General features: G+C 63.5%; 6 protein-coding genes and 1 pseudogene. All 7 read left to right on the top strand.

The features are described 5' to 3' along the window. Positions 1–30: 30 nt before the first annotated feature. The gene (gene glgB / locus NKJ64_RS20965) at positions 31–2244 is read left to right on the top strand and encodes a 1,4-alpha-glucan branching protein GlgB (protein ID WP_023805743.1); all 2214 of its coding nucleotides are present in this window, start codon (positions 31–33) and stop codon (positions 2242–2244) included. 107 nt (positions 2245–2351) lie between these two features. After that, positions 2352–3617, top strand: a complete 1266-nt coding sequence (glgC, locus tag NKJ64_RS20960; protein WP_023715696.1) for a glucose-1-phosphate adenylyltransferase — start codon at positions 2352–2354, stop codon at positions 3615–3617. Between the two features lie 19 nt (positions 3618–3636). Next, the gene (gene glgA, locus NKJ64_RS20955) at positions 3637–5082 is read left to right on the top strand and encodes a glycogen synthase GlgA (protein ID WP_023692759.1); all 1446 of its coding nucleotides are present in this window, start codon (positions 3637–3639) and stop codon (positions 5080–5082) included. Positions 5083–5085: 3 nt separating this feature from the next. Continuing rightward, positions 5086–6714, top strand: a complete 1629-nt coding sequence (locus NKJ64_RS20950) for an alpha-D-glucose phosphate-specific phosphoglucomutase (protein ID WP_023754827.1) — start codon at positions 5086–5088, stop codon at positions 6712–6714. Between the two features lie 157 nt (positions 6715–6871). Further along, positions 6872–8872: a glycogen debranching protein GlgX gene (glgX, locus tag NKJ64_RS20945; RefSeq protein ID WP_023754826.1), complete on the top strand. Its 2001-nt coding sequence runs from the start codon at positions 6872–6874 to the stop codon at positions 8870–8872. Then, entirely contained in the window at positions 8872–10521 is a 1650-nt protein-coding gene (gene bglA, locus NKJ64_RS20940; protein ID WP_352463255.1) for a beta-galactosidase BglA, read from the top strand. The genes glgX and bglA overlap by 1 nt, the downstream gene beginning before the upstream one ends. Positions 10522–10941: 420 nt before the next feature. Beyond that, positions 10942–12309 (top strand): annotated as a pseudogene (locus NKJ64_RS20935) (peptide ABC transporter substrate-binding protein); the annotation flags it as partial. Positions 12310–12673 lie beyond the last annotated feature (364 nt).

Below are 12673 nucleotides of genomic sequence, written 5' to 3'. Positions count from 1 at the left end.
GAACTGGTTCCCAGGGAGGGACACCGCCTGATGAAGAAACCGCGCGCGACCGCGACGACGAGCGGGTCGGACGGGCTGGCGTCAGCCGGCGATGTCGCCGCAATTGTTGCAGGCACGCATGGCGATCCTTTTGCAATCCTGGGCGTGCATGATGCCGGCAAGAGCCTGGTTGCCCGCTGCTTCGTCCCCAATGCCGAGTTCGTCACCGCATACACGCTGGCCGGCAAGAACGCCGGCGAACTCACGCGGCGCGACGACGCCGGTTTCTTCGAAGGCAGACTGTCGATCAAGAAGCGCCAGCCGCTGCGGTATCACGCCAAGAATGCCGGCGGCGACTGGTGGCTGACCGATCCCTATTCCTTCGGCCCGGTACTCGGCCCGATGGATGATTATTACATCGCCCAAGGGTCGCATCTCAGGCTGTTCGACAAGCTCGGCGCTCATCTCATCGATCACGAGGGCGCCTCCGGCGTACACTTCGCCGTCTGGGCGCCCAATGCGCGGCGTGTCTCGGTGGTCGGCGACTTCAACGAATGGGACGGCCGTCGGCACACGATGCGCGACCGCCGCGACACCGGCATCTGGGAGCTGTTCATTCCCGATATCGGCGCCGGCCACCCCTATAAATACGAGATCATTGCCCCCGACGGCGTGCGCCTGCCGCTCAAGGCCGATCCGTTCGCCTTCAAGTCTGAACTGCGCCCGGCCACAGCATCCGTGACGGCGGTGCCGCCGGCGCATGAATGGGGCGACGAGGCGCATCGCAATTACTGGCGAAAGGCCGATCCGCGGCGCGAAGCCATATCGATCTACGAGGTCCATGCCGGTTCGTGGCAGCAGCACGATGATGGCAGCTTCCTGTCATGGGACGAACTCGCCAACCAGCTCATCCCCTATGCTGTCGAGACCGGCTTCACCCACATCGAGTTCCTGCCGATCTCCGAACATCCCTATGACCCGTCATGGGGTTATCAGACAACCGGACTTTATGCCCCCTCGGCGCGATTCGGCGACCCCGACGGCTTCGCCCGTTTCGTCGACGGTGCGCACCGCGCCGGCGTCGGCGTCATCCTCGACTGGGTGCCGGCGCATTTCCCGGTCGACGCGCATGGCCTGGCCAATTTCGACGGCACAGCGCTTTATGAGCATGCCGATCCGCGCAAGGGTTTTCATCCCGACTGGAACACCGCGATCTACAATTTCGGCCGCCGCGAGGTGGTGTCGTTCCTCGTCAACAACGCGCTGTTCTGGGCCGAGAAATACCATGTCGACGGTTTGCGCGTGGATGCGGTGGCCTCGATGCTCTACCTCGATTATTCGCGCAAGGCCGGCGAGTGGATCCCCAACGAGAAGGGCGGCCGCGAAAACCTCGAAGCAGTCTCCTTCCTGCAGAAGATGAACAAGGAGGTCTACGGCCACCATCCCGGCGTGATGACCATCGCCGAGGAATCGACCTCATGGCCGAAGGTCTCGGCGCCGGTGCATGAAGGCGGGCTGGGCTTCGGCTTCAAATGGAACATGGGCTTCATGCACGACACGTTGGAGTATTTCGCCAAGGAGCCGATCTTCCGCAAACATCACCACAACGACCTGACCTTCGGCCTGACCTACGCCTTTTCCGAGAATTTCGTGCTGCCGCTGTCCCATGACGAGGTCGTGCACGGCAAGGGCACGCTGCTCGGCAAGATGGCCGGCGACGACTGGCAGAAGTTCGCGACTTTGCGCGCCTTCTATGCCTTCATGTGGGGCTATCCCGGCAAGAAGCTGTTGTTCATGGGCCAGGAATTCGCCCAGCGCCGCGAGTGGAGCGAGGCGCGCGGGCTCGACTGGAACCTGCTCGACTTCCACCCGCATCGCGGCGTCTGGCAGACGGTGCGCGACCTCAACTATCTCTATCGCTCGCGCCCGGCGCTGCATGCACGCGACTGCGAGCCGGACGGCTTCTCCTGGCTGATCGTCGACGACAAGGAAAACTCGGTCTTCGCCTGGCTGCGCAGCGCGCCCGGCGGCAACCCGATCGCCGTCATTTCCAACTTCACGCCAGTGCCGCGCGACAATTATCGCGTGCCATTGCCCAAGGTCGGCAAATGGCGCGAAATCATCAACACCGACGCTTCGGACTACGGTGGTTCGGGCAAGGGCAATGGCGGTGTGGTCGAAGCCAGGGCGGAAGGAGGAGGCATTTCGGCAACGATGCTTTTGCCGCCGCTGTCGACGATCATGCTTGAACTCGTTGCGGACTAGGTCCGTCAACTCGTTGCGGACTAGATCCGTCAACTCGTTTCGGATTAGGTCCGTCGACTCGTTGCGGACCGGGCGATGCTCCAGACTGGTAATTTGGGAGGGTAAAAATGGCAGACTTGAAGAGAACCCAGCCGCTGGCGCGCGATGCCATGGCCTATGTGCTGGCCGGCGGCCGCGGCAGCCGGCTCAAGGAATTGACCGACCGCAGGGCCAAGCCGGCTGTCTATTTCGGCGGCAAGACGCGCATCATCGATTTCGCGCTGTCCAATGCGCTGAATTCCGGCATCCGCCGCCTCGGTGTCGCCACCCAGTACAAGGCGCATTCGCTGATCCGCCACCTGCAGCGCGGCTGGAACTTCCTGCGCCCGGAGCGGAACGAAAGCTTCGACATCCTGCCGGCCTCCCAGCGTGTCTCGGAAACCCAGTGGTATGAAGGCACGGCCGACGCCGTCTACCAGAACATCGACATCATCGAGGCCTATGGCCCCGAATACATGGTCATCCTGGCCGGCGACCACATCTACAAGATGGACTACGAGCTGATGCTGCGCCAGCACGTCGATGCCAATGCCGATGTCACTGTCGGTTGCCTTGAAGTGCCGCGCTTGGAAGCGACCGGCTTCGGTGTCATGCATGTCGACGGCAAGGACAACATCATCGCCTTCGTCGAAAAGCCCGCCGACCCGCCCGGCATTCCCGACAAGCCGGAATTCGCGCTGGCCTCGATGGGCATCTATGTCTTCAAGACCAAGTTCCTGATGGAACAGCTGCGCCGCGATGCGGCCGAGCCAGGCTCCAGCCGCGACTTCGGCAAGGACATCATCCCCTACATCGTCCAGCATGGTAAGGCGATCGCGCATCGCTTCGCCAAATCCTGCGTGCGCTCGACTGCCGAGAACGAGGCCTATTGGCGCGATGTCGGCACGGTCGATGCCTACTGGGAAGCCAATATCGACCTGACCGATATTACCCCCGAACTCGACCTCTACGACCGTGACTGGCCGATCTGGACCTATGCCGAATTGAAGCCGCCGGCAAAGTTCGTGCATGACGAGGATGGCCGGCGTGGTTCGGCCGTCTCCTCGCTGGTCTCAGGCGATTGCATCGTCTCGGGTGCTTCGCTGAAGCGCAGCCTGATCTTCACCGGCGCGCGCATCAACTCCTATTCGACGCTGGAAGAGGTCGTCATGCTGCCCGACGTTCATGTCGGCCGGAACGCAAAGTTGAAGCGCGTCGTCATCGACCACGGTGTAAGGATACCGGAAGGGCTGGTGGTTGGCGAAGACCCTGTTCTCGACGCCAAGCGTTTCCGGGTTTCGGAAAAGGGCATCTGCCTGGTCACGCAGGACATGATCGACAAGCTGAAGCTGTAAGACGGGGTACCATAAACGCATGCAGGTTCTGTCGGTCACGCCCGAGATATTCCCGCTGATCAAGACCGGCGGACTTGCCGACGTGACCGGCGCATTGCCGATCGCGCTGGCCGCCAAGGGCGTGACCATGCGCACGCTCATCCCCGGCTTTCCCCAGGTGATGGACGCCTTCAAGAAAAAGAAGGCTGTCTACCAATACCCGCTGCTGCAGGGCGGCAAGGCTTCGGTCCATGCCGTCAAGATCGCCGGGCTCGACCTGTTCGTGCTCGACGCGCCGCATCTCTACGACCGTCCCGGCGGCCCTTACGGCAATGCGGCCGGCGCCGATTGGCCCGACAATTGGCGGCGTTTTGCTGCGCTGAGCCAGGTCGGTGGCGATATCGCCGGCGGCGCCATTTCCGGCTACCAGCCGGATCTCGTCCACGCCCATGACTGGCAGTCGGCGATGACGCTGGCCTATATGCGCTACGGCAAGGCGGTCGGCGTGCCGTCGCTGATCACGGTTCACAACCTTGCCTTCCAGGGTCAGTTCGGCGCCGGCATTTTTGGCGAGCTCGGCTTGCCGGCCGCGGCGATGGCGCTCGACGGCGTAGAATACTATGGCGGCGTCGGCTTCCTCAAGGCCGGCCTGCAGGCGGCCTGGGCGATCACCACGGTGAGCCCCACCTATGCCCAGGAAATCCGCTCGCCGGAATTCGGCATGGGCCTCGACGGCCTGATCAACATGCGCTCTTCCGACCTCTACGGCATCGTCAACGGCATCGACACCGACATCTGGAACCCGGAGACCGACAAGCATCTGGTGTCGGCCTACTCCGCCGCGACGCTCAAGGCTCGGCTTCCCAACCGGGCGGTTGTCGAGGACCGCTTCAGCCTCGAGCGCGACGACAGTCCGATCGTCTGCGTCGTCAGCCGGCTGACCTGGCAGAAGGGCATGGACATACTGGCGGCTGTGGTCGACGGCGTCGTCGCCACCGGCGCGCGGCTGGCGATCCTCGGCTCAGGCGACGCCGGCCTGGAAGGCGCGCTGCTGGCTGCCACCGCCCGCCATCGCGGCCGTGTCGGCGTCGTCGTCGGCTATGACGAGGGGCTTTCCCACACCATGCAGGGCGGCTGCGACGCCATCGTCATCCCGTCGCGCTTCGAGCCTTGCGGGCTGACCCAGCTTTACGGCCTACGCTATGGCTGCGTGCCGGTCGTCGCCCGCACCGGCGGCCTTGCCGACACCATCATCGACGCCAATGAAGCAGCGATCTCGGCCGGTGTCGCCACCGGCTTCCAGTTCGCGCCCAATAGTGGCGGCGCCATGCTGCACGCCATCCGCCGGCTGGTCGATGCGCATTCGAGCCCGGCCGTCTGGGAACAGATCCAGCGCCAGGGCATGAAGGCCGATGTCTCCTGGGACAAGAGCGCCGACAAATACGTTGAACTCTACCGCCTGCTGCTTTCGAAAAGGGTTGCCTGAAGCATGATCCGGACCGTCGCCACCAAACCCTATCTCGACCAGAAACCCGGCACGTCCGGCCTGCGCAAGAAGGTGCCTGTCTTTCAGCAGGAGCACTATGCCGAGAACTTCATCCAGTCGATCTTCGACGCGCTGGAGGGCTTTGAGGGCAAGACGCTGGTGATCGGCGGCGACGGCCGCTTCTACAACCGCGAGGTCATCCAGAACGCCATCGCCATGGCGGCGGCCAACGGCTTCGGCAAGGTGATGGTCGGGCAGGGCGGCATATTGTCGACGCCGGCGGCGTCGCATGTCATCCGCAAATACAAGACCTTCGGCGGCATCATCCTGTCGGCCAGTCACAATCCGGGCGGCCCGCACGAGGATTTCGGCATCAAGTACAATGCCGGCAATGGCGGCCCGGCGCCGGAAAAGCTGACCGACGCGATCTTCGAAAAGACCAAGACGATTTCGAGCTTCAAGACCGCCGACATCGACCAGATCGACATCGACAAGATCGGCACGGTGACCGCCGGCGGCATGGCGGTCGAGATTATCGACCCGGTCACCGACTATGCCGAATTGATGGAGAGCCTGTTCGACTTCGACGCCATCCGCGCCAATTTCAAATACGGCTTCCGCATGCGCTTCGACGCCATGCATGCGGTCACCGGGCCGTATGCCAAGGAAATCCTCGAGCGCCGGCTCGGCGCGGAGAATGGCACCTGCCGCAACTACAAGCCGCTGCCGGATTTTGGCGGCCATCACCCGGATCCGAACCTGGTCCACGCCAAGCATCTCTATGACGAGATGATGGGACCGGATGCGCCCGATTTCGGCGCCGCTTCCGACGGCGACGGCGACCGCAACTTGATCATCGGCAAGGGCATTTTCGTCACCCCGTCGGATTCGGTGGCCATGCTTGCCGCCAATGCGCAGTTGGCGCCGGGCTACAAGGACGGCCTCAAAGGCATCGCCCGCTCGATGCCGACCAGCGGCGCGGCAGACCGCGTCGCCGAAAAGCTCGGCATCGGCATCTACGAAACGCCGACCGGTTGGAAGTTCTTCGGCAATCTGCTCGATGCCGGCATGGCAACGATCTGCGGCGAGGAAAGCGCCGGCACCGGCTCGAACCATGTCCGTGAAAAGGACGGGCTGTGGGCGGTGCTGTTGTGGCTGAACATCCTGGCCGTGCGCGGCGAAAGCTGCAAGGACGTCGTCACCGAACATTGGGCGACCTACGGCCGCAATTACTATTCACGTCATGACTATGAGGAGGTCGAAACCGAGCGCGCCAACGCCCTGGTCGACGAGTTGCGCGCCAAGCTGACCTCGCTGCCCGGCACCAGCGTGCGCGGCCTGAAGATCGCCAATGCCGACGACTTCGCCTATCACGATCCGGTCGACGGTTCGGTGAGCAAGAACCAAGGCATCCGCATCCTGTTCGAAGGCGGCTCGCGTGTCGTGTTTCGTTTGTCCGGCACCGGCACGTCGGGTGCTACGCTGCGCGTCTACATCGAGCGCTACGAGCCGGACAGAGCGCGGCATGATCTCGACACGCAAGAGGCGCTCGCTGACCTGATCGCGGCTGCCGATGATATCGCCGGGATCAAGAGCCACACCGGGCGCAACAAGCCGAGCGTGATTACTTGAGGGTGGTGACGTCTTTACCCTCCCCCTTGTGGGGAGGGTCGATCCGCGCAGCGGATCGGGTTGGGGGTGCTCGTAAAGCGCTTTCCCCGCGCCGACCCCCACCCCGCTCACTTCGTTCGCGACCCTCCCCACAAGGGGGAGAGTGGAGGATGCGCCGATGACCCAGCTCGGCGCAACCGTCACTCCCGAAGGCATCCGCTTCGCCGCCTGGTCGTCATCCGCGCGGCGCCTGTGGGTGTCGATCTTCGACGACACCGGCGCCCGTGAAATCGACCGGCTCGAACTTCAGCCGGAAGGCGAGAGCGTCCATGCGCTGTTCGTCGCCGGCCTTGCCGCGGGTACGCGCTACGGCTTTCGCGCCGACGGCGAATATGCGCCGGAGCGCGGGCTGTGGTTCGATCCCGACAAGCTGCTCACTGATCCCTACGCCGTCGAGATAGACCGGCCCTACCAGCATCATTGGCGGCTTGCCGCCCGGCGCAACGAAGGCGCCGACACCGCGCCACTGATGCCGAAGACCATCGCGCGGGCTCAACCGAAGCCGCTGCCGGCCAAGCCGCCTTTGTTCCAGCCAGGCGGCCTGATCTACGAACTGAACGTCCGCTCCTTCACCAGGCTGCATCCGGACGTGCCCGAAGCGCAGCGCGGCACCATTGCAGCCCTTGCCCATCCGGCTATCGTCGAACATCTCAAGAAGATCGGCGTCTCCGCCGTTGAGCTGATGCCCGTGACGGCATGGGTCGACGAGCGCCATTTGCCGCCGCTGGGCCTCAGCAATGCCTGGGGCTACAACCCAGTCACCTTCATGGCGCTCGACCCGCGCCTGGCGCCCGGCGGCCTCGCCGAGTTGCGCGATACTGTGGGGGTGCTGCGCAGGGTTGGCATTGGCACCATCCTCGATCTCGTCTTCAATCATACCGGCGAAAGTGACCGGCTCGGGCCGACGCTGTCGCTGCGCGGCCTCGACAATCAAGCCTACTACCGCAGCGAGCCGGACGGCAGGTTGGCCAACGATACCGGCACCGGCAATACCATCGCCTGCGACCATCCGGTCGTTCGTGACATGGTACTCGACACGCTGCGCCATTTCGTCCGCCAAGCCGGCGTCGACGGTTTCCGCTTCGACCTGGCGCCGGTCCTCGGTCGCGTCGATGGCGCATTCGATCCGGCAGCCCCGTTGCTCGAAACCATCGCAACCGATCCCATCCTTGCCGACAGGGTGCTGATCGCCGAGCCCTGGGACATCGGCCCGAATGGCTATCAGCTCGGCAATTTCCGGCCGCCTTACCTCGAATGGAACGACCGCTACCGCGACGACGTCAGGCGCTTCTGGCGCGGCGATGCCGGCACGGTCGGTGCGCTGGCGACAAGGCTCGCCGGCTCCTCCGATGTGTTCGGCAGGGAGGGCCAATCCGCCAGCCGCACGGTCAACTTCATCGCCGCGCACGATGGCATGACGCTGGCCGATATCGTCGCTTATGAAGCCAAGCACAACCAAGCCAATGGCGAGAAGAACCGCGACGGCCACAATGAGAACCTGTCCTGGAACAACGGCGTCGAGGGCGAAACCTCGGACAAGGCGATTGCCGAGGCCCGTTCCCATGATCGCTTCGCGCTGCTCGCCACTCTGTTTGCCTCGCGCGGCACCATCATGCTGACGGCGGGCGATGAATTCGGCCGCACGCAAGGGGGCAACAACAACGCCTATGCGCAGGACAACGCCATCACCTGGCTCGACTGGGCCAGGCGCGACGTCGGGCTGGAAGCCCATGTGTCCGCGCTCGCAGCTCTGCGCGGCGCGGTGCCGGCGCTTTCCGATACGCGCTTCCTGACCGGAGAGCCGCCGGCCGGTTCTGAAACGCCCGACGTCGCCTGGCTGACCGAGACCGGCGCGCCGCTCGGCGAAGCCGACTGGAACGATGGCTCGCGCCATCGCCTCGTCATGCTGCTCGGCGATGGCGGGGAAGGCCGCCTGGCTGTGATCGTCAATGGCGATCGCCGCCAATGCGTCTTCACGCTGCCCGCGCGGCAAGGGTTTGAATGGCAGCCGGCTGTTGAAGCGCAAGCGGTCGACCTCGCGTGGCCGCTGCCCGGCCGCAGTGTCAGTTTCATGATCGAGCGCCGGACCGCAAAGGCCCGCGCCAGGAAGGGTCCGTGATGGCCGACGACAATGCCCAGCCGGGACCCGAACAGAGCGCCGACTGGTGGCGCGGCTGCGTCATCTACCAGATCTATCCTCGCTCCTTCCAGGACTCCACCGGCGACGGCAGCGGCGACCTCTCAGGCATCACCTCACGGCTGGCGCACGTCGCCTCGCTCGGCGTCGACGCCGTCTGGCTGTCGCCCTTCTTCAAATCGCCAATGGCCGATATGGGCTACGACGTCTCCGACTATCAGGCGGTCGATCCGATGTTCGGCACGCTCGGCGACTTTGACGCGCTGGTTGCCGAGGCGCACAGGCTCGGCCTGAAGGTGATCATCGATCAGGTGTTGTCGCACTCCTCCGACAAGCACGAATGGTTTGTAGAGAGCCGTGCCAGCAAGGATAATCCCAAGGCTGACTGGTATGTCTGGGCCGACACCAGGCCGGACGGCAACGCGCCCAACAACTGGCTGTCGGTCTTCGGCGGCCCGGCCTGGGAGTGGGACGCGACCCGCCGGCAATACTACATGCACAATTTCCTCGCCTCGCAGCCGGACCTCAACTTCCACAATCCTGAGGTTCAAGACGCGTTGTTGCAGACGGTGCGGTTCTGGCTCGAGCGCGGCGTCGACGGCTTCCGCCTGGATACGGTCAACTACTATGTCCACGACCGCTGGCTGCGCAGCAATCCGCCGCTGGCGTCGAGCGTCGGCGGCACCAATGGCGAAACCAACACCTATCTCTTCCAGGAGCATCTGTTCGACAAGACGCAACCGGAAAACCTCGGTTTCCTCAGGCGCTTCCGCGCTTTGCTCGACGAATATGACGGCCGCGCCAGTGTCGGCGAGGTCGGCGACGAAGGCCGTTCGCTGCAGACGCTGGCCGCCTACACATCCGGCGGCGACAAGCTCAACATGTGCTACACCTTCGACCTGCTCGGTCAGCAATTCTCAGCCGCCCATGTGCGCGGCTGCGTCGAGGCCTTCGAGGCAGCTGTCGCCGACGGCTGGGTCTGCTGGGCATTCTCCAACCACGATGTCGTGCGCCATGTCAGCCGCTGGACGCGGCCGGGCGGCGATCCAGATGCGGTGGCGACATTCGCTATCGCTTTGCTCTCCTGCCTGCGGGGCTCGATCTGTCTCTACCAAGGCGAAGAGCTTGGGCTGGAGGAGGCGGAACTGACCTTCGAGGATCTGCGCGATCCCGTCGGCATCCGTTTCTGGCCGGGGGTAAAGGGCAGGGACGGCTGCCGCACACCGATGGTCTGGGAAGCGGGCGCCGACAATGCCGGTTTTTCCTCGGGAAAACCCTGGCTGCCGGTGCCGGAAAGCCACCGCGCTCGGGCGGTCGATATCCAGAACGCCGACGACAAGTCCGTGCTCGCCGGCTACCGGACGATGCTCGCCTTGCGCAAGGCGCATCTGGCGCTGGTCAAGGGCCCGATCCGCTTTCTCGATACCGACGGCGATGTCCTTGCCTTCATCCGGCAGGGCGAGGACGAGATATTGCTCTGCGTCTTCAATTTCGCCGACAAGCCGGCCGACTGGCGGCTGCCGCCGGATCTCCAGCCTGTCGAGGCGATCGCTCTGGGTGGCGGTGCCGTCCTGCAGGAGGAGGGGCTGTTGCTGCCGGCCCTGGGCTGGTTTGTCGGCAAGGTTGGCTGATCTTTCAGGGACGCCGTCCGGCTTCAAAAGATCGAGTCCGCATGCAACCGTGCCGAGTGATCCGCGCAACGTCACCGGCGCCACGTTTTTCATTTTCGGGCTTCTTAGGTACTTTCGTTGAGCTTCGCCACGAACTGCATTCCTGGAATGTTTCCAGATGGTTGCGCTAATGACAACTGCTGAGGGCAAATTGCAAAATTGCAGGACAACCGCAAGCTGCACCCAATTGAACCTGGTAATATAGATTAGCTATGGCTGGTTTAGGGTGAGGATGCTCACTTAGCGTCAAGCAAGACTCGGTTGAAATAATATTTCCGTCTGTCTAGTCTCCTGCCACCAGCTGCCGGAACGGGAACCGGCGGCGCGCTCGAAGGGGCCAGAAATCGGTTCCGGGGCGTCAACACTCGTAAGGCGCAGCCGATGGGCAGCGCCACAGGGAGAGACTTCATGCTGAAAAATATGCTGAAGGCGACGCTTGTCGCCGCGACCATGACCTTTGCCGCAGGCACGTTCCTGACGCCGGCCCTTGCCGAGACCGTCTATAACAGAGGCAGCGCCGCCGAAGCGGAGACGGTCGATCCGCACAAGACCTCGACCGTCTACGAAGCCGATATCATACGCGACCTGTTCCAGGGACTGGTCATGCACGATCAGAAGACGAACCTCATCCCGGGCGCCGCCGAAAGCTGGACGGTATCGGATGACGGCACCGTCTACACCTTCAAGCTGCGCAAGGACGGCTTGTGGTCGGATGGCAGCCCGGTGACGGCTGACGATTTCGTCTATTCCTTCCGTAGGCTGGAGGATCCGGCGACCGCCGCCGAATACGCTTCCATGCTCTATCCCGTGAAGAACGCCGAGGAAGTCAACACCAAGAAAGGCAAGCCCGAGGACATGGGCGTCAAGGCGATCGACGCCAACACCCTGGAAGTGACGCTGAAGGCGCCGACGCCATACTTCCTGGAGATGCTGACCCACCAGGCTACCTACCCGGTCAACAAGGCCTCGATCGACAAGCTCGGCGCCGACTGGATCAAGGCGGGCAATCTCGTTTCGAACGGCGCCTATACATTGGCCGAGTGGATTCCCAACGACCACATGAAGCTGGTCAAGAATCCGAAATTCTGGGATGCCGCGACCGTCAAGATGGACGTCGTCAACTACATCCCGACCGAAGACCGCTCTTCGGCGATGAAGCGCTTCGAGGCAGGCGAACTCGACAGCTACGGCGACCTGCCGACCGAACAGCTCGCTGACCTCAAGACCAAGTTCGGCGATCAGGTCCGCGTCGGACCGTATCTCGGCACCTATTATTACGCGATCAAGACCGACAAGGCGCCCTGGGACAATGTCGAGCTGCGCAACGCCATCTCGATGGCGATCGACCGCGACTTCCTGGCCGAAAAGGTCTGGCAGAATTCCATGCTGCCTGGCTATTCGATGGTGCCTCCGGGCATCGCCGGCTACACGCCGGCAATGGCCAAATACGCCGACATGCCGCAGATCGACCGCGAGGACGCCGCCAAGAAGATCCTTGAGAAACTCGGCTATACGCCCGAGCATCCGCTGAAGATGGAGATCCGCTACAACACCTCGGAAAACCACAAGAACACCGCGGTTGCCATCCAGGAACAGTTGAAGCCGCTTGGCGTCGAGATCACGCTGCTCAACACCGATACCAAGACCCACTATTCCTTCCTCGAGCAGAAGGGCAACTACGACGTGGCGCGTGCCGCCTGGATCGCCGACTACAAGGATCCCGAGACCTTCCTCGGCATCACCCGCAAGGCCAGCGGCAACAACTATTCGAACTACGTTAGCCCGGCATATGAGGCGGCCATGGACAAGGCCGCGGCTGCCGGCGGCAAGCCGGAAGAGCGCATGAAGGACCTCACTGAGGCCGAGCGCATCCTTGTCGATGACGTCGGCAACATTCCGCTTCTCTACTACAGCTTCCACGATATCGTCTCCTCGAAGCTGCATGGCTTCGATGACAATGTGATGGACATCCATCCGTCCCGCTTCGTCTCCAAGGACTGATAATCATCCTTGACTGGACCGGGGGGGCCCCCCGGGGGGGGGGGGGGGGGGGGGGGGGGATGCGCCGGGCGGGGGTGGGGGGGGGGGGTGGGTGGGGCCGGGGGGGGGGTTT

The sequence above is a fragment of the Mesorhizobium sp. M0062 genome, from assembly GCF_040323125.1.
Taxonomy (GTDB): domain Bacteria; phylum Pseudomonadota; class Alphaproteobacteria; order Rhizobiales; family Rhizobiaceae; genus Mesorhizobium.
Note: the sequence above shows the minus strand (reverse complement) of the source record. Positions and strands in the feature narration are given on the sequence as shown.

Excerpts from the sequence above, each read along its gene's own strand:
- glgX (WP_023754826.1), top strand. The coding sequence starts at position 6,872 with ATGACCCAGCTCGGCGCAACCGTCACTCCCGAAGGCATCCGCTTCGCC.
- glgB (WP_023805743.1), top strand. The coding sequence starts at position 31 with ATGAAGAAACCGCGCGCGACCGCGACGACGAGCGGGTCGGACGGGCTG.
- bglA (WP_352463255.1), top strand. The coding sequence starts at position 8,872 with ATGGCCGACGACAATGCCCAGCCGGGACCCGAACAGAGCGCCGACTGG.
- glgA (WP_023692759.1), top strand. The coding sequence starts at position 3,637 with ATGCAGGTTCTGTCGGTCACGCCCGAGATATTCCCGCTGATCAAGACC.
- glgC (WP_023715696.1), top strand. The coding sequence starts at position 2,352 with ATGGCAGACTTGAAGAGAACCCAGCCGCTGGCGCGCGATGCCATGGCC.
- NKJ64_RS20950 (WP_023754827.1), top strand. The coding sequence starts at position 5,086 with ATGATCCGGACCGTCGCCACCAAACCCTATCTCGACCAGAAACCCGGC.